This is a genomic window from Halothiobacillus diazotrophicus, assembly GCF_001663815.1.
GTDB lineage: Bacteria > Pseudomonadota > Gammaproteobacteria > Halothiobacillales > Halothiobacillaceae > Halothiobacillus > Halothiobacillus diazotrophicus.
Window position 1 is genome coordinate 2,846,928 of sequence record NZ_CP016027.1, and the last position, 20,520, is coordinate 2,867,447.

Consider the following 20,520-nt stretch of genomic DNA (forward strand, 5'->3'; position numbering starts at 1 on the left):
TCTTGCGTGTACACTCGGTACCGAATCGCCGGTCCTGCCGTTGCCCCGCCGCCCCAGAGGGAAGTCGGCCTGCCCGGTGCCCCGAGCCATCCTTATTCACCGAGTCTGTAGTTGTCATTATGGCTGAATCGATTTCGAATCAATATGATGCCCGTGCCATCGAGGTTCTGACGGGCCTGGAGCCGGTCCGCAAGCGGCCGGGCATGTATACGGACACCACCCGGCCGAATCATCTGGCCCAGGAAGTGATCGACAACAGCGTGGACGAGGCGGTCAGCGGTTTCGCTTCGCGCATCGACGTGATCCTGCATGCGGACGGTTCGCTGTCCGTTCAGGACAACGGGCGCGGGATGCCCGTCGACATCCATCCGGAGCATCAGGTTTCCGGGGTCGAACTGATCCTGACGCGTCTGCATGCGGGTGGAAAGTTCTCCGACAAGGCCTACCGGTTTTCCGGCGGTCTGCACGGGGTCGGGGTCTCGGTGGTGAACGCGCTGTCGGAACGGCTGACCGTGGAAGTCACGCGGGAAGGCCAGCGCTGGCAGATGGCATTTGCCGATGGGGCGCCGCTCGGTCCCTTGACCGCCGTCGGTACCGTCCCCAAGAAGCAGACCGGCACGTTATTGCGCTTCTGGCCGCGGGCCAGCTATTTCGATTTCCCCAAGTTCCAGGTCAGCCGTCTGCTGCACGTGCTGCGCGCGAAGGCCGTGTTGTGTCCGGGGCTGACGGTCACGTTCCTCGACGAGGCGGCTGGCGAGGCGCAGACCTGGCATTACGAGAACGGGCTCTGCGACTACTTGCTGGGTGCGCTGGCCGACCGGGCCATCCTGCCGCCGCAGGGGTTCGTTGGGCACATGAGCGCCGAGACGGCGGAGCGACCCCAGGCGGTCGACTGGGCGCTGGTCTGGCTCGCCGAGCCGGGCGGCGAGCCGGTGACCGAGAGTTACGTGAATCTCATCCCCACGCCCCAGGGCGGGACCCATGTGAACGGTCTGCGTCAGGGGCTGACCGATGCCGTGCGGGAGTTCTGCGATTTCCGCAACCTGGTGCCTCGCGGGGTCAAGCTGTCGCCGGAGGACGTGTTCGACCGGGTCGCATTCGTGCTGTCGGCCAAGTTGTCCGAGCCGCAATTCGCCGGGCAGACCAAGGAGCGACTATCCTCGCGCGAATCGGCCAGTTTCATCGGGGGCGTGGTCAAGGATGCCCTGTCGCTCTGGCTGAACCAGCATCCCGATCTGGGCGAGGCGATCGCCCGCATGGCCATCGATGCCGCCCAGGCGCGTCTGAAGAACGACAAGAAAGTCGTGCGTAAACGCCTGACGGCCGGCCCCGCGCTGCCGGGCAAGCTGGCGGACTGCACCGCGACGGATCTCTCGCGCACGGAGCTCTTCCTGGTGGAGGGCGATTCGGCGGGCGGGTCGGCCAAGCAGGCGCGCGATCGGGAGTTCCAGGCGATCATGCCCTTGCGCGGCAAGATCCTGAATACCTGGGAGACGGGTGCCGACCAGGTGCTCGCGAGTCAGGAAGTGCACGACATCGCCGTGGCGCTGGGCCTGGAGCCGGGCAGCGACGACCTCTCGAAACTGCGCTACGGCAAGGTCTGTATCCTGGCCGATGCGGATTCGGACGGCCTGCATATCGCGACCCTGCTGTCGGCGCTCTTCCTGCGTCATTTCCCGGCACTGGTCCGGGCGGGGCATGTGTTTGTCGCCATGCCGCCCCTGTACCGGATCGACCTGAACAAGGAAACCTTCTACGCCCTGGACGAGGCCGAGCGCGATGGCATTCTGGCCCGGCTCGACGCCGAGCATCGTCGCGGCAAGCCCCAGGTCACCCGGTTCAAGGGCCTGGGCGAGATGAACCCCGGCCAGTTGCGCGAATCCACGCTGGCGCCGCAGACGCGCCGGCTGGTGCAACTGGTCATCGAGGAGGATCAGCCCTATGCCCTGCTCGACATGCTGCTCGCCAAGAAACGGGCCGCCGATCGTCGGGCCTGGCTGGAAACCAAGGGTGATCTGGCCGAGGTGGTCTGATTGCTTGGGCGGCTGATCCCATGGATGGTGCGGATTGGCGTTGGGACGGCGTGCGTCTTCGGGGTGGCCGGTTCGGGTTGGGCCGGTTCCGGGCCGCACCTTCAGCTGATCGGGCTTACGGATCCCGCCCTTGTCCGTAATGTTGGTCTGAGCGTACCGCCGATCCGTTTCGACTGCTCGGCACCCGAAGTCATGGTGCGGCGTTATCTGGCGAGCGCCAGCACGGCCGCAGAGCAGGCGTTGCAGGCGCTGGGCCACTTCAATGCGACGATACAGTCTCGGGCGATCGATCAGAATGACTGTCGGGAGCCCCAGCTCGACATCGTGGCCGGGCCGGTCGTTCATGTGACCGATGTCGCCCTGGACCTGCGCAATGCGGCAGGGGACGATCTGACCCAAGCGCCCTTCCTCCAGCGCTTCCTCCATTCCGCAGTGCCCGAAACCGGTTCGCCGCTCAATCAGGCCGCCTACACGGATCTTCGGGAGGGCATCTGGTCCCGGGTGCGGGGGCAGGGGTATCTCGATGCGCGATGGACGACCCATGAACTGATCGTCGACCCTGTGCATAACACCGCGCGTTTCGTGCTCACGCTGGAAGCCGGCCGCCCCTACCGGATTGGGAAGATCAGCGTCGACCAGTCGATACTGGAACCGGCGCTGGCCGAACGCCTGACGGGCAGTCGTCCCGGCGATCCCTACAGTACCCGCACCCTGGTCGCCATGAACCAGAACCTTATCGCCAGCGGCTATTTCAGTGACGTGCGTGTCCGTCCCGAGGTAGACAATCGACAGAGCGACACGGTCCCCATCACGATCAAGACGACGGCAGCCCCGCGTTCGTCCTACGAAGCACGCGTCGGCTATGGTACGGATACCGGGGCGCGGATCGGTGCGAAAATGGCCCGTCGCTACATCAATGCCGCGGGCCATCACTGGAAAGCGGATTTTTCGTTGGCCCAGCGGCAGCAGACGCTGAACGCAACCTACACGATTCCGCGGCTTTCCGATCCGCTGAATCAGCATTACGACCTCTATGCTACGGTCGATCGGGAAAAAAACCTCGGTATCACGACGCTTTCGTCGACGACGGGCCTTCAGTGGGTTCGCGATTTCAATCGTTGGACCAGCGCACTGTTCACCGAGTATCTGGTCGAGCGCAGCCAGTTCGGCAGCAATCCCGCCATCACCAGCCATTACTGGCTGATGGGCGCGCGCCTCGGCTGGCAGAACCTCAATGACCCGCTGTTTCCGACCCGGGGGCTGGTATTCAGCAGTTCGCTCAGCACTGCTGCTCGACCGTTGCTGTCCAGTGCCTCGCTGCTGCGTGGGCAGATGATGCTCGGGGGCCTTTATCCGCTCGGCAAGTGGATCCTCAAGGGGCGGGTCGAGCTGGGGGGACTCAATACCAGCAACTTTACCCAGTTGCCGAAGACCCTGCGGTTTTTCGCCGGCGGTGATCAATCCGTGCGGGGTTACGCTTACCAGTCGCTGGGGCCGACGGATAGCACGGGGCAGGCGATCGGGGGGCAGTACCTGTTTACCGGCAGCGTGGAGGTCATGCATCCGGTTCATGGACAGAACTGGTACGGCGCCGCGTTTGTGGATACCGGCAATGCCTTCGATACGTTGCAGCGTATTCATCTCTTCACGGGGGCGGGTGTCGGTGTGCGTTGGCGCTCGCCGGTAGGCATGGTCCGGGTGGATGTGGCGTATCCCTTCGACGGCACACGGCGGGTGCCCCGATTGAGTCTGGGCATCGGAGCGGCATTCTGATGCGGGGGTGGCGGGTTCTGGGATCGGTCTTCGTTTGGAGCACGGCCGTGTTGACTTGGGCGGTCGGTATCCTCTTTGCGACGCTGTTCACCGGATTCGTCTGGCTCACGGCTACGGAGTCGGGTACGCACTGGCTGATTGCCCAGGCAGGCCAGCGCATCGCGGGACTGCACATCGATGCCAGTCACGGCACTCTTTGGCGTGGACTGACCCTGTCGGGCCTTCGGCTTCATCAGGCGGACGGCCTCACGGTGGACGCCGGACAGGTCGAAGTTCAGTTGGACTGGCGGCAATTCTGGCATTTGAATCTGCAGATGCACCGATTGACCGCTGCGGATGTGCAGATTCATTTGCCGTCCCCTTCGGGTCAGTCCCCAACGGTCGCGAAACCGCTGGATCTGAACGATCTGCCACTGAAGCTGCCCGTCGGGGTGGACGTTACGCAACTCGCCCTGCAGCGGCTGGCGGTCTACCTGCCAGACGGCAACGCCTATCGGCTGGACGATCTGGTCGCCCGGGCTCATGCGGGGCACGAGGTGTTGTCGCTGCAGGTGAGTCGGTTGACGGGCGTCGTGCCGGGCGAGATCCGGGTGGGATTGCAGGGCGATCTGACGGTCGCGACCGCGCGTCCTCATCGAGTGACGGGCCGATTGCAGGGCGGCATCGATCTGCCCCAGGGCTGGTTGGCAGTCTCGGGTCGATTAAGCGGGAAGTTGTCGGATGTCGAGGCGGAATGGTCCGGCGTGTGGACCGGTTTCGACCTGCCGGGTGCGCGCTTCCAGGCCCGGACCCGGATCACGCCCACCCGGTTGACCTTGGCGCGGGTTGCTCTGGATACCCTCGGGGGAACGGTCTGCGCGCAGGGCGATCTCGATTACGCCGATGGCTGGCGGTTAGCCCTGTCCGGCAGGGCCGAGGCGCTGGATCCCGGCCTGCTTGCCCCATCGGTGCCCGGCCGGTTGGCATTCGATTTCCAGACGCAGTTGACCGCCGGTATCGGTGCGATCCCCGTTAAGGGGCAGATCGATCTCACCCGGATTCGTGGGGTTCTGGCGCACTTGCCCATTCAATCGCTGACGGCGCATCTCGGGTTGGCAGATCAGCAGTTGAACCTGGCGCTTTCGGGCGATCAGGTGTCCGGGGGTACCCTGAGGCTCACGGGGCGTCTGGGGCTGGCGGATACGCATTCGATGACGCTGAACGTGACTACCCGACAGATGGATGTGGCGCCGCTGCTGGCTTCTCTGCCGATCGGCGCCCACGCGCGCACGGATGTGGACCTCTCGCTCCAGGGCGAACTGGGTCGCGATCCGGTACACGATGCCCGGCTGGATGGACACCTGGCCCCCCTGCGCCTGGATCTGGTTCTGCCTGAGACGTCGAACGCCCCGGCGCATTCGGTTCTGCTCACCGGCGATGTGCAGGGTTCGGTTCAGGGTGGGCGGGCACAGATCACGAAGAGCAAATGGCATTGGGGCAATGCGCGTCTCACGGCGCGCGGCGATCTGGACTGGGTGCGGCCGGATGGGCCCATGTCGCTGAAGGCGGCGCTGTCTGTCCCGGATCTAGGACGGATACCGCTGACGGCATTCGGCTTGCCGGCGGCCACGGGCAGTGTGCAGCTGGAGACGGACCTGCATGGGACACTGGGGCATCCGACGGGCCTCGTTGCACTTCATGCCCGTCATCTCGGTGCGTTGGACTGGCGTATGGGGCAGCTCGATGTCCAGGCACGGGTTGCCCGGGGCGGGCATACACTGGCCGAATCGCCGGTCGATGTAAGCCTGACGGCCACGGGCGTGGGTCGACAGACCGCTGCGCCAGGCGACGCATCGATGACCACGTCGCCGGCCGAGACCTGGCTGGATCGGCTCAGTCTGTCCATCAAGGGGCGTTGGGCGAAACAGGCCATCGTGATGGCGGCCCAGTCACCCGAGGGCACGCTGGCGCTGTCCGCAACGGGCGGCATGTCTGGGGCGGGGGCGCAGAGCGTCTGGCAAGGTCGTCTGGAGCGCCTGGATATTTCCGCGCCGAAATCCCGCGCAAGGCATGCACGTACGATCGATTGGGGCCAGTGGCGTCTGGCGTCGCCGGCGCCGCTCACCGTCTCGACGCGGGTGCAGAAGCTGGGCACGACCTGCCTGACGCAGGCGGATTCCCGACTGTGCCTTTCCGGTAGCCATCAGGCCGGGGCCAGTACCGCCGCGTTGACGGGGAATCTGTCATTGTCGCTCCTCGCACCCTGGTTGCCGGAGGGCATGCATCTGCCCGGCCGACTCGTTCTGGATGCGCAGGGCGGCCAGGGTCAGGACGGGGCGATGAGTGGCCATGCGCAGCTGACCCTGCCGGATAATGTGGCGAGCCTGCCCGATCTGGATGCGGGGAGACCTTTTGCGTACCGTCAGGTTCGTCTGGATGCCCGGCTGTCCGGGGATCAGCTGGCAATGCACTACCAGGCGCGGGTGCCCCAGTTGCTGACGCTGAACGGCGACGGATCGGTGCAACTGACCGGTTCGCAAAATATGAATCTCGCCACGCGGATCCAGATGGCGGATCTGGGCGTCCTGGCCTTTGCCGTACCGCAGGCAACCCGGATCGCCGGGCAGGCCGAGGCGGATATTTCCGTCGTCGGACCTGTGGCGCATCCGCGACCCAGCGGTCGTTTTCAGGTGCGTGGTCTGGGGTTTGTCCTGCCGGATACCGGTGTGGGGTATGACCAGGGAACGGTCGATGGGTCCATCGATGCCCAGGGCCAACTGCGGTTTACGGGACAATTGGTGGGGCAGATCCAGGATCGGAAAACCGACGGGCAGGCTGATGCGGCCAGCCGTGCCATGGCGTCGGGGGCATTGCGCATTCAGGGCACTGGCAATCTGGCGCAATTGCCGGATTGGCATCTCGACGCCCGGATCGACGGCAATGCCGTGCCGGTCCTGCGCCTGCCGTCGCTGCTTGCGGATGCCAGCCCCTCATTGACCGTTCAGGCGAATCAGGACGGGGCGACGATCGGTGGTTCGGTGCTGCTGCCCCGCGTGACGGCACGCATCGAGAAGTTGCCCGAATCCGCGGTGCGTTCCTCGCCGGATCTGGTGATCGTGGGCGCCAAGGCGACGCCGAAGACGACCGGTTATCCGGTGCAGGGGGATGTCGCGCTCAAGCTGGGCGATGCGGTGAGCCTCGCGGGCATGGGGTTCTCCACGGGGATCACCGGTCAGCTCAACCTGCGCCTGCGCCCGGAAAAACCCCTGGCGGCCTTTGGGGAAATCGACCTGAAGAACGGCGTGTACAAGGCTTACGGGCAGAATCTGGCGATCCAGAGCGGTCAGTTGATCTTTGTCGGGCCCCTGACCGATCCCGGGTTGTCGGTTACCGCATCGCGGACCGTGGACAGTGACGTGGTGGGCCTGAAGATCGGCGGAACCCTGCATGATCCGAAGACCACGGTTTATTCCCAGCCCAGCATGCCGGAGTCCGATGCCCTGTCATTGTTGCTGACCGGGCGAAAATTGAACGGCAGCAGTTCGACGGATGCGTCCATGCTCATCAATGCGATCACCGGCCTGGGCATCGCGCAGGGAGACGATATCGCCCGCGATATCGGCCAGCGTTTCGGGCTGGACTCCATCGGTCTGGATACGACCGGCGGCCTGACGGGCACCCGGCTGACGCTGGGCAAGCGCATCGGCGACAATCTGCTGGTCCGTTATGCCATCGGCGTGACCACCGGGGTTGGGGAAGTGATTACGGAATACAAACTCAATAGACTGTTCGCCATTGAAGTGACGGCCAGCCCGACAGCGACGGGCGGCGATTTGATCTATCGGATTCATTGATGGCGATACTTTTGTTGGCGGGTTTGGGGTTGTTTGCGCTGCTGTCGTGGTGGCCGGGCTGGTGGGTTCGGCAGGTGATGGCGCGCCATCGGGCGCCGGTCGATCGCTATCCGTTCTCGGGCGGCGATCTCGCGCGGTATCTGCTCGATCGGCGGGGCCTTGCCGACGTGACCGTCGAGATGACCAAGGACGGCGATCATTACGATCCGCATAGCCGTAGCGTGCGCCTGTCGCCCGAGAACTTCAGTGGGCGTTCGTTGACGGCCATTACCGTGGCCGCCCACGAGGTGGGCCATGCCCTGCAGCATGCCGAGGGCGATCCCGCGTTCGAGCGGCGCCAGGAGATGGTCGAGCGCAGCGCCTGGGCGCAGCGGGTGGCCGGCTGGCTGCTGGTGGCGATTCCGGTGGTGACGGTGCTGGAAAAGCAGCCGATGCCGGCGCTGGTCATGCTGGTGGTGGGGGTGCTCACCATGGCCGTCCCCCTGCTGGCGCAGCTGTCCAACCTGCCGATCGAGATGGATGCCAGTTTCAATCGCGCCCTGCCCATGCTGGAACAGGGCGGCTGGCTGACGAAGACGGAACGCAAGCCGGCCCGTCAGATTCTGCGTGCCGCCGCCCTGACCTACGTGGCCCAGGCGATCGGCTCGCTGCTCAACGTGCTCAAATGGCTGCGCGGGCTTAGAATGTGACCCATTTGCCGCCGGGTTTGCGATGCCCGCCCGGCCAATCAGCCGATTCATTCATGATTTTCAAGGATTTTCCATGCACAGCCCCTTTCTCGAGACCGCCCTTGCCGCTGCCCGCGCCGCCGAAACCGTGGTGCGCAAATACTGGCAGCAGAACATCGACATCACCATCAAGGCGGACGCCTCGCCGGTGACGATCGCCGATGTCGAGACCGAGGAGGCGATCAAGGCCGTGATCCTTGCTGCGTTCCCCGATCACGGGTTTTACGGCGAGGAAACGGGCAAGACCCGCCCCGAGGCCGAGTACACCTGGCTCGTGGATCCGATCGACGGCACCAAGAGTTTCGTGCGCGAATACCCGTTCTTCTCCACGCAGATCGCGTTGATGAAGGGCGATGAGCTGATCCTGGGCGTGTCCAGCGCGCCGGTGTTCGGCGAGTATGCCTATGCCGAGCGGGGCGGTGGGGCCTTCTGGATGGATAAGGCGGCGCGGGTCAGCCGGATCGACACGATCCCGGCGGCCACGCTTTCCGTGGGCAATCTCAAGACGCTGGCGGCAGATGCCGAGGGCTGGGCGGGGCTGGCCGGCATGGTGCGCGAAGTGAACCGGACGCGCGGTTACGGCGATTTCTACCACTATCATTTGCTGGCGCGTGGGGCGATCGATCTCGTCATCGAGTCCGACGTCAACGTCTTGGACATCGCCGCCCTGTCGGTGATCGTGCAGGAAGCCGGAGGCGTGTTCACCGATCTGGACGGCCGACCGGTCGGGTTGGACACGACCACCGTCTGTGCCAGCGCCACCCAGGCACTGCATGACGAGGCGCGTCGTCGTCTGGCGCGCTGAGATCGTATCGACCAGGCCAGCTTGGCCGGATCCTCAGGCGGTCGGTCCGGTGGGCGCCGCGTCTACCCGTGATGTCGATGCGGCCTTCGCCTCTGGTTGACCCCCGCCAAAGTCCATGGCATTGAAAATCTGAGCCACCAGTGCATCGGCGTTGATCTTTTCGCCGCTGAGCGCCATGGCTAGCAACTCGCTGCCCAGCAGGGGGAGGGCGAGAACCACGTCGGGATTGACCCGCCGTACCCGGCTCAGGTTGTGCGCATCGCTGACCGATACCACGGTCTGAACCTTTTCATTGACCTCCTTGGCGGCCAGAACCACGAAGGCATTGTCGGAGTCGTCTTCGCTCAGGGCCAGTACCGCCCGGGCCGTACCGACGTCGGCACTGCGCAGCGTGTCGGCATCCGCGCCGTCGCCGATGATCAGATCCACCGGGGATTCGCTGCCTTCCGAAGGGCGCTCCATCCAGATCGCCGTGACGTGCAGCCCGCGTTCGGTCATGGCCTTGATGGTATTGCGTGCCAGCGGCGTATCGCCGATCACGATGATATGTTCCTTGCGGTTCATCTGTTTCTTTCCCGGTTGCAGCAGGGTGAGAAGGTGCTGGTTCATCAATGGGCCGACCAGCGCCGTCAGCGAGGTGGCGAAGACCACAAGGCCGAAGATGATCAGCGACACCGTGAACCAGCGGGCCTCCGGCGTATGGGGAATGATATCGCCATAGCCCACGGTCGACATGGTGACCACGGTGTAATAGAACGCCGTGTTGAAGTCCTTGATGGGGGGATTGAATTGCGCCCCGAACACGTAGGCGCCGATCACGCCGTAGCCGAGGGCAACCAGCATCCCGACCAGGGCATAGAGGGTGGCGGTGGCCAGGCTCGATCGCTGAAAGGCGCTTCGGGAAAGGATCAGGGCGATCAGCAGGGCGCTGTCGAACCCGAAGAGCAGCGGGTGGAAAACGGCCCCGGGCAGGATCTGCAGGACGACGACGGCGATGGTCATGAGCAGGACCAGGGTCCAGGCGAGCCGCGAACGGAACAGGAGTCCGACGGACATCACGATCAGCAGCCCGCCGATCAGGCCGGTCGGTACGCCCCGGATCGCGAGGCTGTCGTAGCTGGCCCCCAGGGTCTGGAAATTGCTCAGGTAATCCTTGGGCAGCGTGGCGAACTGCTCGATGCCGCCGAGGGAGGGCAGCAGCTGGGAAAGGCCGACCAGCCCGACGGCCAGCGTCAGGGGGACATGCGGAAACCACAGGGCCATCCGCGTGAACCGGTACCAGCGGCTGGCGAGCATGTTCACGCGCACCCACGGGCCTGGGGCAAGATGCTTGTCCGGAGTTTGGTCGGGGCTGGCGTTCATCCTGAACGACTCCTCGGGCAGTCGCCGTGTGGCTTCGGGTGGTATGTGTCTGGTTGATCGACGGGCAGAACCATGGTGGCGATGACCTTAACCCACGCCATGGAAATCGGCAATTGGTGTTGGTGTCCCATCGACCGGTGCTACGGGGTTTGCGCGGTCGACGCGTCATGCCGGATCAGGCACAAGGCTTCGATCTGTTGGGTGATTTCGCGTAGGGTCGGTCGTGCCGCCGGATTTTCCTGCAGGCCTGATGTCTTGAGTCGATCCAGTACCGCATACAGATCCGAGTCCTCCTGCGACTCATCGATAGTCCGTTCCAGCAGTTCCTCCAGCAGGCAGGCAAAGGCGCGGACCTCGATGCGCTGCAGCGCTTCGGCCAGCTCGGGGTCATCATCGGGTCGGGGCGAGGCGGCGCCGAAATCCCCCAGCAGAATTTTGCCCTGGCCGTCATGAAGCATGTTGTGGGCATACAGGTCGCCGTGCTGGATGCCCGCCGCATGGAGGTGTCGTGCGGCCGAGGCGACGCCGTGGGCGATCTGCAGAGTCGTGTCCAGATCGAAGCGGCACTCAGGCGCGTAGCAGTCTCGGGTGCAGGATGCCAGACTGGGTGGTCCGGCCAAGTTGCCGAAGGCAGGGTCGATCAGGGACAGCACGAGGCCGTGCGTGCCGTTCGGATGGTCTTGGATTCTGCCCAGCACGGGGATCAGGTTGGGATGACTGCCGGCGGCGAGGCAGGCGGTCATTTCGCTGAGCGGCAGACCGTCGCTCGTGACGGCGCCCTTGAACAGCTTGACCGCGACGGCGCGGGTTCTTGAAGAGTCGTGTTGAGCGGCCTGATGAATGATGCCCGAAGCGCCTTCCCCCAGGACCTGAGCGAGTTCGAGCGTCTGCCAGTCGATGGCGTCGTGAGGCGCGGCATTCCGTGCCACGGTTTCCTGTTCGGCACAGAACGGATTGCCGGCGTAGGCCAGCCAGGCGAGGCGGGGCATCGTGGTCAACCAGACCGGAAATGCCTCGAGGCGATTGGCGGAAATCCGCAGCAGTTCCAGGCGGTGACAGTCGGCGAGTTCGGGGGGTAATTCGGTGAGCCGGTTTCCGGCCAGCATGAGTTTCTGCAGGCGTTGGCATTGCCCGATGTCGGCGGGAAGCGATGTGATCCGGTTATCCGTGAGAATCAGCCAGCGCAGATCGACGGGCAGGGCGTCGCCCGGTACGTGCCGGATCTGGTTGGCCTTGAAACCGATCATTTCGAGCCGGGGGCAGCGGCCGAGCACGGCCGGCAGTTGGGTGAAGCGGTTGTCGGAGCAGAACAGGATGCGCAGCCGATGCAGTCGGGGCAGATCGTCCGGCAGATCCGTCAACCGGTTGCCCGAGAGGTCGAGGATTTCGAGGGTGTCGGCCAGTTCGAAAATTTCCCGGGGAAATTCCGTTAGACCGCAGGCCAGCCTGAGTCGTTGGGTGCCGTTCAGCGCGCCGCTGCGCAGCTGTTCCAGAGTGTGCATGCCTGATGTTCTCTCCTGACGATCCTGCCGGTCGGTCTTTTCGCCGCGCTCGTATCCGGCCAATCCCCGGATGCAGACGGTCTAGAACTTGAGTCCAGTTTCGGCTGCAGGGGCTTTGGGGCATTGTAAACTAGCCCCGTTTTTATCGCAGGGCGGCAATCCGCCGCCCTGCCGCTCGTGCTTTCTGGGTGTCCATGTGATTTCTTGCGCTTATTTCAATGCCGGGGTTTGCCGTTCCTGTACGCGCATCGAGCAGCCTTATGCCGACCAGCTCGCGGCCAAGCAGGCTCGCTGCGCAACGGCCCTGGCCGAATTTTCCCGGATCGAGTGGCGGCCGCCGGTGGCCAGCGCCGAACGCGCGTTCCGCAACAAGGCCAAGATGGTGGTGACGGGCAGTGCCCACGCACCCGTACTGGGCATCCTCGATGGCACGGATGGGGTAGGCGGCGTCGATCTGACCGGCTGCCCGCTTTATCCGCCCGCGATCGGACAGGCCTTTGCGCCGATCAAGGACTTCATCGTGGCCGCCCGACTGTCGCCCTATGACATCCGGCGTCGGCGGGGCGAACTGAAGCACGTCCTGCTGACGGCCTCGGATCAGGACGGGCACCTGATGTTGCGCTTCGTGCTCCGGTCGACGGCCTGTCTGCCGGCGATACGCGCCGAACTGCCCCGTCTTCTGGCTGCATTGCCGAATCTGACCGTGGTGTCCGCGAATATCCAGCCGATCCATCAGGCCATCATCGAAGGCCCCGAGGAGATTCCGCTGACCGAGGAACAGACCCTGACGATGGTCCTGAACGACATCCCCCTGCGGGTGCGACCGCGCAGTTTCTTTCAGACCAATTCGGTGGTGGCAGCCCGATTGTATGCAACGGCACGGGACTGGATCGCCGAGATGGCGCCGTCGGGTCTGTGGGATCTGTTCTGTGGGGTGGGTGGCTTTGCGCTGCATGCGGCCGAGGTGATCGACGGGCCGGTCGCCGGCATCGAAGTGAGTGCGGAGGCAATCGCCAGTGCCGAGGCCTCCGCCCGTCAGCTGGGCTACGCTCAGGTGGATTTTCGCGCCCTGGATGCCGATGAGTTCGTCCGGGGGCGGACCGATGTGCCGCCGCTCGTCGTGGTCAATCCGCCCCGGCGCGGTCTGGGTCCGGAACTGTGCGACTTCCTGGCGGATTCGTCCGCGCAGGGCCTGATCTATTCCAGTTGCAATCCGGACAGTCTGGCGCGGGATCTGCGTCGCTTGAGCGGCTTTGTGCCAGAACGTGCCCAGATGTTCGACATCTTTCCCCACACCGACCACTGCGAGGTGCTGGTGCTGCTCGTCCGGCAGGCCGATTGAATCGGGCCTTTGTCCTCAGACTGTCCTCCTCAGGCCGTCCTCCTCAGGCCGTCATCCTCAGGCCGTCATCCTCAGGCCGTCATCCTCAGGCCGTCATCCTCAGGCCGTCATCCTCAGGCCGTCATCCTCAGGCCGTCATCCTCAGGCCGTCATCCTCAGGTGCGGCTTGTTTCGCGGGGCAGGTCGATCTGAAGTCGCGCGCCGGTGGCCGTGGGATCCGCGTCTGGGCGCGACCGGATCTGGATGTCGCCGCCATGCGCTCGGATGATGGCCCGGGCGATGGCCAGACCCAGGCCGCTTCCCCCCGTGTGACGGGCGCGGGACGACTCGAGACGGACATAGGGTTCGAATACCCGCTCCCGCTCGGCGTCTGGAATCCCGCTGCCATAATCGTCGACACAGATGCGTATGGTGTCGTCGGTTTCCTCGATGCCGACGTCCATCTCTCCGCCGCCGTAGCGGCGGGCGTTGTCCAGGATGTTCTGCAAGGCACGCTGCAGGGCCTGGGGCCGTACCCGGATCGGGGTGGTTGCCATGCCATGGCGGTGGATGACGGCGCCGAGGAGGATCATGTCGTCGCACAGGGCATCCAGCAGGGCATTGAGGTCGAGCCGCTGCATCGGTTCGCTTTCCGTACCGGCACGCAGAAAGGCGAGGGTGTGGCCGATCATTTCGTCCATGGCCGTGAGATCGGTTTCGATCTTCTGCTTGAGCGATTCGTCCTGGAGAGCCGCCACCCGCAAGCGCAGGCGCGTGATCGGCAGGCGCAGGTCGTGGGAGACGCCGGCCAGCGCCTGGGCGCGCGATTCGAGCATCCGCCGGATTTCCTCCTGCATCTGGTTGAATGCGCGTGCCGCCTGGGCGACCTCGGTCGGCCCGGTCTCGGGCAGGGGCGGCTGATTGAGGTTGTGCGCGAGGTTGGCCGTTGCCTTGGATAGTGCGGCCAGCGGTCGGGTGAGTCGGCGGACGGCCCAGCCGATGATGGCCATCATCATCAGGCCCAGCAGCAACAGCCAGCCCATGGTCTGCAGCGGCCAGCGCATGGGCGGGGGGAGCTCGTGGCGCAGGGTCAGTACGGACCCATCCGAAAGTTGCGCCTGGATCAGCAGGTAATGGGTGCTCCGGTGCGGATGCAGATATCCCAGCGAACCGCCGAGCCGCAGTCCCCAAGGAGGAGGCGTCATTTGGAACGGACGCGCGTCGAGGACCACCGAACGTTCGGCTCGGCGGAAGAAGCCGGGGCGCCGGACGGCAAGCACCTGGATCGGAATCGGCCGATTGAGCGCCAGCTGAAGTCGTTCTGCAAACTGTTTGCTGTCTGCATTTTCGTAGGGTGCGTCCGGCCCGGATCCCGCCGTGCGCCAGGGCTGGCGGAACAGCAGTCGGGTCGGCGGGGCATTGAGCAGTCGTGCAAAGGGGCGGCGTTCGATGGGCGGTGTCTCGTCCAGGGCTTCGATGATTTCCGCGATGCGCTGGGCGGCGTAGTCGCCGAGCAGACGGTCGCCGAAGCGGGCACGATCGTGCAGCAGGAGCCCGAAACTCAGGGCGAGTGCCGCGATCAGTCCGAGCAGCAGGGCGATCAGGATCTGGCCAAACAGGCTGCGGGGCCAGGGAAATCGGATTCGAGCCTTGGTGGACGACGAATCGAACGGGGTTTGCGTCACCGGGGCTGGCCCACCGTCAGGATGTAGCCTTCGTTGCGGATGGTCTTGATGAGCGTGGGTTCGCGGGCATCGTCACCCAGGCGCCGCCGCAGCCGGCTGATCATCACGTCGATCGTCCGGTCGAGCGGGTCTGCTTCGCGGCCTGCCAGGGCATCCATCAGCTGGTCGCGGGAAAGGACGGTATTCGCATGTTCCACCAGTGCCTTGAGCAGACGGAATTCCCCCGTCGACAGCGGCACCACGACTTCGTCTGCGCCAATGAGGTGATGGGCACCAAGGTCGAGCGTCCAGTTACCGAAGCGCAGATGGCGGACGGGTTGACTGCCGCTCTGTTCGGCGCGACGAAAGATGCTACGGATGCGCGCCAGCAGTTCCCGGGGGTGAAAGGGCTTGGGTAGGTAGTCGTCGGCGCCCATTTCCAGGCCGATGATGCGATCCATCTCGTCGCCCCGTGCCGTCAGCATCAGGATCGGCGTCTGTTGCCGGGCACGAATGTTGCGGCACAGGGTCAGGCCATCGTCCCCCGGCAGCATCAGGTCGAGAATGATCAGATCCACCTGGGTTTGCGCCAGGTGCGCCCACAGGCCCTCGCCATCGGCGGCCTCCAGCACGCGATATCCCTGTTCGGTGAGATAGTCGCGCAGCAGACTGCGCAGATCCGGGTCATCGTCGACGACCAACAGCGTCTTTTGCATGGGGATATCCTGTTTGGTTCAGTGGTGTGAGGCTCATGATAGCGCAGCGAAAAAAGGACCGGCGCGTTGTAACGCCCGGACTGCAAAACAGCCACAGCCGGTTTACAAACTTCTCCGGTACTGTCGTGGCGAGTTTACATCCCTGGGGTTGAATGGGTCCCGTGCTTGATTCAAGCGTTTCGGGTAGTCGACGGTGTATTCCGGGCTGCCTACAACCCTGGAGGATTTGACCATGATGACGATCGATGTCTCAGCCCGTCCCAATAAAACCCTTTTCGGGCGTACTGCCTTTCCACGGTTTCTGGCGGCAAGCCTGATTGCCGGTAGCCTGATTGCCGGCTCGGCATGGGCAGAACCCCCGATGCCGATGTCGGGGGATGGTGCCCAGATGCCGTCCATGGCCCACCGTGAATTTTCCCCTGAACGTATGGAGCATATGCGAGCAGCGCGAAAACGGCATGTCGAGGTGGAACTGCACGAGATGGCGAACCGGTTGCAGATTACGGCCCCCCAGGAACCGGCCTGGCAACAGTTTTCGGCGGCGCGTCTCGCCATGATGCCGAAGCCCATGCATCGTCCCAAGGGGGACATGAACGCGGCGGAAATTGCCCAGTTTCGGGCGGAGCGGATGAAAGAGATGGCCGATCATATGGCTGCGTTGAGTGCCGCCACGGCGAATCTGCGTCGGGCGCTGGATGACAATCAGCGCAAGGTGCTGGACGACATGGCGCATCGCTTCAAACATCGCCATGGACAGATGCAGGGAGCGAAGTCCCATCCGACTTCGGATTCGGGCTGCATGCGACCGTAGGACGGGTCGGAACGCGGTCGTCAGCGCAAAAGGCGGCGACCGGCGGTTGATCGATGGCAGGGGCACTCTTTGGGGTGCCCCTTGTTTTTTGTACTTTCCGGTCGAACTGTCGGGGTGTTGACATGAATAACTAAATAACTAGAATCGTAGATATGAAAAGCGGCTACCAACACATCATCCCCGACGCCTGGGTCGATACGGCCGCCATTTTTACGGCGCTGGGGGATACGCATCGTCAGCGGATCCTGTTGCTTTTCGATCCCGGAGAGCAATTGACGATCTCCGAGATCGCCGAGATCGTGCCGCTGTCCCGGACCGCTGTGAACCATCATCTGCAGGTGCTCAGAACCGCTGGTCTCCTGACGAGCGAGAAACGCGGCAAGGCCGTTTATCTCTCCGTCAATACGGATCTGCTGATGCGCACATTCACGATGATGGCCGATTTCGTCCGGGCGCAGCAGGCGCCATCAACCTCAGAGGATTCCGAAACGCCCGTTCGATAACGAGCCCCAGCAGGCTGTATTGCGCAGCAAGGAAGTCAAAACCATGAATAGGTTGTTCAAGAAGTTTGTCCGTTTCGTATTACGCGGTCTGTTCCGCTACGTATTCCGGGTGGAGGTTCGCGATCTCGGCCACATTCGGTGGGGCGGTCGCCAATTGATCGTCGCGAATCACGAGTCCTATCTCGACGGGGTGGTGATGGGCGTCTTTCTGCCGATCGATCCCGTGTTCGTCGTCCACACGGGCGTCATGCGCAATCGCTGGTTTCGCTGGGGTCTGAAGCTCGTGGATACCATCACCGTGGACCCGATGCATCCCATCGGCATGAAGACAGTGCTCAAGACCCTGACACAAGGGCGTCCGGTGGTCATCTTTCCCGAGGGGCGCATCAGCGATACCGGGGGATTGATGAAGGTATACGACGGTCCGGCCATGCTGGCGGCGCGCGCCCAGGCCGAGATCATTCCGATCCGGCTGGACGGGTTGAAACGCAGTTATTTCAGTCGGATGTCCGCCATTCAACCCAAGGCCCTGTTTCCCCATGTGACGCTGACGATCCTCCCGCCGACCCGTATCGCGTTGTCCGACGCGCCGACGGCCCGTGCGCGGCGGGTCGATGCCGGCCATGCCATGCGCAATATCATGCAGCGCATGCTGTTCGCTTCCCGTCCGCCGCAAACGATCTGGCAGGCGTATCTGGCGACGACCCGGACCTTCGGACGTGGTCGCGACGTGATCGAGGACGTGCGCGCGCCGGAATATCGCTATGGCCAGATCCAATCCATGGCGTTGGTGCTGGGGCGCGTATTGGCCCGGTTGACCCGGGAGGGCGAGGCGATCGGTCTGCTATTGCCCAACCTGGCGGTGACGGTCGCCTTGTTCCTTGGCGTGAACGCGGTACGGCGTACGCCGGCCATGCTGAACTACAGCGCGGGGCCGAGTGGGATTTCCGCCGCCTGCCATACGGCACAGATCCGGACCATCGTGACTTCGCGGGCCTTTCTGGAGCAGGCCAGGCTTTCCGGGCTGCTGACGGAGATCCCGTCGGTGCGGATCGTCTATATCGAGGATCTGCGGGATCTGGTTGGCTGGCGTGACCGGCTCTGGCTCCTGGGATTTGCCCGCTGGTTTCCGGCGCGGGCGGTGCCCGATGTCGCCAGTGCCGAGGATCCGGCTGCCATCCTGTTCACCTCGGGTTCAGAAGGACGCCCCAAGGGGGTCGTCTTGTCGCACCGGGCCTTGATGGCGAACGTGGCTCAGATTCAGTCGCTGTTCGATCTGACGCCTGCGGACAAGGTCCTGAACGTGCTGCCCATTTTCCATGCCTTCGGTCTGACCGGCGGGCTGCTGCTACCCTTGCTGACCGGGGCACGCATCTTCCTGCACGTGTCTCCCCTGCATTACAAGCTGGTCCCTGAAATCGCCTACGACCGCAACTGTACCCTCCTGTTCGGCACCAGTACGTTCCTGGCGAATTACGGCAAGTTCGCGCACCCCTATGACTTCCACAAGCTGCGGTACGTGATTGCCGGCGCCGAGAAGCTCAGCGATGCGGTGCGCGCGCTCTGGTACGAAAAGTTCGGCCTGCGCATTCTTGAAGGCTATGGCGTGACGGAAACCGCGCCGGTTCTGGCGGTGAATACGCCCATGGCCTATCGAACCGGGACCGTCGGCCAGCTCCTGCCGGGCGTCGAGGCACAGTTGCGGCCGGTGCCGGGCATCGCCGAAGGCGGCGTGCTCTGCGTGCGTGCGCCGAATCTGATGTCCGGCTATCTTCGCTACGAGAACCCGGGCCGGATCGAACCGCCCGAGGTCGAGGGCATGGGGGCCGGTTGGTACAGTACGGGCGACATCGTGACGATCGACGCCCAGGGCTTCGTCACGATCCTCGGTCGCCTGAAGCGATTTGCCAAGGTGGCCGGCGAGATGGTTTCCCTGGAGACCGTCGAATCGATCGCCCGGGCCGTCGCGCCCTCCGGCGATCATGCTGCCACCACGGTGCCCGATGTGCAGCGGGGCGAGCAGATCGTGCTGGTCACGACCGATCCGGCCCTCACGCGGGCGACCTTGACGGATACCTGCCGGCGGTTGGGCCAGCCGGAATTGGCAATCCCCCGACGAATCGTCATGATGGACGCGATACCCTTGCTGGGTACGGGCAAGGTGGATTATGTCCGGGTCAAGCAACTGGCGGAGGCCGCAGCATGAATACGTCACCGGAGTCACCCGCGCAGGGTTTGCTGTCGCGCGGCATGGCGGCCCTGTTGGGGGCGCAGTTTCTTTCGGCCATGGCCGATAATCTGCTGTTCGTCGCGGCGGTCGCCCTGCTCAAGCAGGCGTCCGACGGTGACGAGCTCCTGCCCCTGCTGCAGATTTCCTTCGTGCTCGCCTTTATCCTGCTCGCGCCCTACGTCGGTCCCTTCGCCGATGCCTTTTCGAAGGGACGGGTGATGTTCAATGCGAATCTCGTGAAGCTGGTCGGGGCAGCCCTCATCCTGATGGGGGTGAACCCGCTGATCGGTTATGCGGTGGCGGGGGTCGGGGCCGCCATCTACTCCCCGGCGAAATACGGCATCTTGACGCAGCTCGTGACGCCGAACCATCTGGTCAAGGCCAACAGCCTGCTGGAGGGCTCGACCATCGCCGCCATTCTGCTGGGTGTGCTGGCCGGCGGTTGGCTGGCGGATCGCTCGGTTCTGCTGGCCGTCGAGGTGGCGGCAGGATTCTATCTCCTGGCGGCGGCGGCCAACCTGGGGATACCCACCCTCCCGGTGATTCACGCACTGACCTCATTTCGTGCGCTCGGTCGTCTGCCGCGCGTCTTCCTGAGCAATATGGCCGTGCTCTGGCGCAACCATGACGCGCGATTCAGTATTGCGGGAACCAGTCTGTTCTGGGGCATGGGCGCGTCGTTGCGGCTGCTGATGTTCGCCTGGGTGCCGGCAGCGCTGAATATTCTCGACAACCAGGCGCCTGCCAACCTGATGGGCATCGTGTCCGTCGGCATCGTGCTGGGTGCCGGCTTGGCCGCGTTTCTCGTGCGGGTGGATCAGGTCAACCGGGCGCTCGTCGGGGGGGTGCTGCTGGGGCCATTGATCGTGGCGCTGGCACCGATGAACAGCTACGAGATGGCTGTGATCGTATTGATCGGTCTAGGTGTTGCGGGCGGGTATTTCGTGGTGCCGCTCAACGCCTTGCTTCAGGAGCGTGGTCATGAAACCATCGGCGCCGGTCGGACGTTGGCGGTACAGAATCTGTTCGAAAATCTGGCCATGCTGGGCATGGCGGGGCTGTACTTTCTGGCCGTTGCCATCGGGATGAAACCGGTCGCAGTTGCCTATGGTTTCGGCGGGGTCGTGACCTTGGGCATGCTGGTGCTTGCCGGCTACCGCTTGCGGCATTCGGCGCGGCGGGCCCGCAGTGCTGCGGGGGCGGTCGAATCCCTGCCAGACTGAGGGCAAGCTGGGGATT

At 64.2% G+C, this 20,520-nt stretch carries 14 protein-coding genes; 10 read left to right on the forward strand and 4 right to left on the reverse strand.

Features of this window, described 5'->3' with window-relative positions:
* Positions 1 to 119: 119 nt before the first annotated feature.
* The 5 genes from parE to A9404_RS12760 all read left to right on the forward strand — a co-directional run bounded on the left by parE (position 120) and on the right by A9404_RS12760 (position 9,172).
* Complete coding sequence (gene parE / locus A9404_RS12740; protein WP_066102340.1) at positions 120 to 2,033, forward strand: DNA topoisomerase IV subunit B; 1,914 nt, start codon at positions 120 to 122, stop codon at positions 2,031 to 2,033.
* Positions 2,034 to 3,806 (forward strand): autotransporter assembly complex protein TamA, encoded by a 1,773-nt coding sequence (locus A9404_RS12745; protein ID WP_231880918.1) that lies wholly within the window; start codon positions 2,034 to 2,036, stop codon positions 3,804 to 3,806.
* A gap of 47 nt (positions 3,807 to 3,853) precedes the next feature.
* The gene (locus tag A9404_RS12750) at positions 3,854 to 7,639 is read left to right on the forward strand and encodes a translocation/assembly module TamB domain-containing protein (RefSeq protein ID WP_197490361.1); all 3,786 of its coding nucleotides are present in this window, start codon (positions 3,854 to 3,856) and stop codon (positions 7,637 to 7,639) included.
* Positions 7,636 to 8,328 carry a zinc metallopeptidase gene (locus tag A9404_RS12755; RefSeq protein ID WP_156521336.1) on the forward strand — a complete coding sequence of 231 codons (693 nt, stop codon included), beginning with the start codon at positions 7,636 to 7,638 and terminating at the stop codon, positions 8,326 to 8,328. The genes A9404_RS12750 and A9404_RS12755 overlap by 4 nt, the downstream gene beginning before the upstream one ends.
* A gap of 73 nt (positions 8,329 to 8,401) precedes the next feature.
* Entirely contained in the window at positions 8,402 to 9,172 is a 771-nt protein-coding gene (locus A9404_RS12760) for an inositol monophosphatase family protein (RefSeq protein WP_066102352.1), read from the forward strand.
* Between the two features lie 33 nt (positions 9,173 to 9,205).
* Here A9404_RS12760 and A9404_RS12765 read toward each other — a convergent pair whose 3' ends face one another.
* Positions 9,206 to 10,534 (reverse strand): ion channel, encoded by a 1,329-nt coding sequence (locus tag A9404_RS12765; protein WP_066102354.1) that lies wholly within the window; start codon positions 10,532 to 10,534, stop codon positions 9,206 to 9,208.
* Positions 10,535 to 10,674: 140 nt separating this feature from the next.
* Positions 10,675 to 12,036 carry a leucine-rich repeat-containing protein kinase family protein gene (locus A9404_RS12770; protein WP_066102357.1) on the reverse strand — a complete coding sequence of 454 codons (1,362 nt, stop codon included), beginning with the start codon at positions 12,034 to 12,036 and terminating at the stop codon, positions 10,675 to 10,677.
* 196 nt (positions 12,037 to 12,232) lie between these two features.
* Here A9404_RS12770 and rlmC point away from each other — a divergent pair, with 196 nt between their 5' ends.
* On the forward strand, positions 12,233 to 13,378 hold the full coding sequence (gene rlmC, locus A9404_RS12775) for a 23S rRNA (uracil(747)-C(5))-methyltransferase RlmC (RefSeq protein ID WP_231880919.1): 1,146 nt from the start codon (positions 12,233 to 12,235) through the stop codon (positions 13,376 to 13,378).
* 155 nt (positions 13,379 to 13,533) lie between these two features.
* Here rlmC and A9404_RS12780 read toward each other — a convergent pair whose 3' ends face one another.
* Complete coding sequence (locus tag A9404_RS12780) at positions 13,534 to 15,042, reverse strand: ATP-binding protein (RefSeq protein ID WP_082922978.1); 1,509 nt, start codon at positions 15,040 to 15,042, stop codon at positions 13,534 to 13,536.
* Positions 15,039 to 15,737 carry a response regulator gene (locus A9404_RS12785; RefSeq protein WP_066102360.1) on the reverse strand — a complete coding sequence of 233 codons (699 nt, stop codon included), beginning with the start codon at positions 15,735 to 15,737 and terminating at the stop codon, positions 15,039 to 15,041. Before A9404_RS12785 ends, A9404_RS12780 begins: the two co-directional genes overlap by 4 nt.
* Positions 15,738 to 15,969: 232 nt before the next feature.
* Between A9404_RS12785 and A9404_RS12790 the strand changes: the two genes are divergently transcribed.
* The 4 genes from A9404_RS12790 to lplT all read left to right on the forward strand — a co-directional run bounded on the left by A9404_RS12790 (position 15,970) and on the right by lplT (position 20,504).
* Positions 15,970 to 16,548, forward strand: a complete 579-nt coding sequence (locus A9404_RS12790) for a Spy/CpxP family protein refolding chaperone (RefSeq protein ID WP_066102362.1) — start codon at positions 15,970 to 15,972, stop codon at positions 16,546 to 16,548.
* A gap of 152 nt (positions 16,549 to 16,700) precedes the next feature.
* Positions 16,701 to 17,051, forward strand: coding sequence for an ArsR/SmtB family transcription factor (locus A9404_RS12795; protein ID WP_082922979.1), 351 nt, complete (start codon positions 16,701 to 16,703; stop codon positions 17,049 to 17,051).
* Between the two features lie 43 nt (positions 17,052 to 17,094).
* The gene (gene aas, locus A9404_RS12800; RefSeq protein WP_156521337.1) at positions 17,095 to 19,257 is read left to right on the forward strand and encodes a bifunctional acyl-ACP--phospholipid O-acyltransferase/long-chain-fatty-acid--ACP ligase; all 2,163 of its coding nucleotides are present in this window, start codon (positions 17,095 to 17,097) and stop codon (positions 19,255 to 19,257) included.
* A complete protein-coding gene (gene lplT / locus A9404_RS12805; RefSeq protein WP_066102368.1) occupies positions 19,254 to 20,504 on the forward strand; it encodes a lysophospholipid transporter LplT in 1,251 nt (416 codons plus the stop codon). Before aas ends, lplT begins: the two co-directional genes overlap by 4 nt.
* Positions 20,505 to 20,520: the final 16 nt, after the last annotated feature.

Coding starts and splice junctions, on each gene's coding strand:
- lplT (WP_066102368.1), top strand. CDS start 19,254: ATGAATACGTCACCGGAGTCACCCGCGCAGGGTTTGCTGTCGCGCGGC.
- A9404_RS12790 (WP_066102362.1), top strand. CDS start 15,970: ATGATGACGATCGATGTCTCAGCCCGTCCCAATAAAACCCTTTTCGGG.
- A9404_RS12770 (WP_066102357.1), bottom strand. CDS start 12,036: ATGCACACTCTGGAACAGCTGCGCAGCGGCGCGCTGAACGGCACCCAA.
- A9404_RS12765 (WP_066102354.1), bottom strand. CDS start 10,534: ATGAACGCCAGCCCCGACCAAACTCCGGACAAGCATCTTGCCCCAGGC.
- A9404_RS12785 (WP_066102360.1), bottom strand. CDS start 15,737: ATGCAAAAGACGCTGTTGGTCGTCGACGATGACCCGGATCTGCGCAGT.
- parE (WP_066102340.1), top strand. CDS start 120: ATGGCTGAATCGATTTCGAATCAATATGATGCCCGTGCCATCGAGGTT.
- A9404_RS12760 (WP_066102352.1), top strand. CDS start 8,402: ATGCACAGCCCCTTTCTCGAGACCGCCCTTGCCGCTGCCCGCGCCGCC.
- A9404_RS12795 (WP_082922979.1), top strand. CDS start 16,701: ATGAAAAGCGGCTACCAACACATCATCCCCGACGCCTGGGTCGATACG.
- aas (WP_156521337.1), top strand. CDS start 17,095: ATGAATAGGTTGTTCAAGAAGTTTGTCCGTTTCGTATTACGCGGTCTG.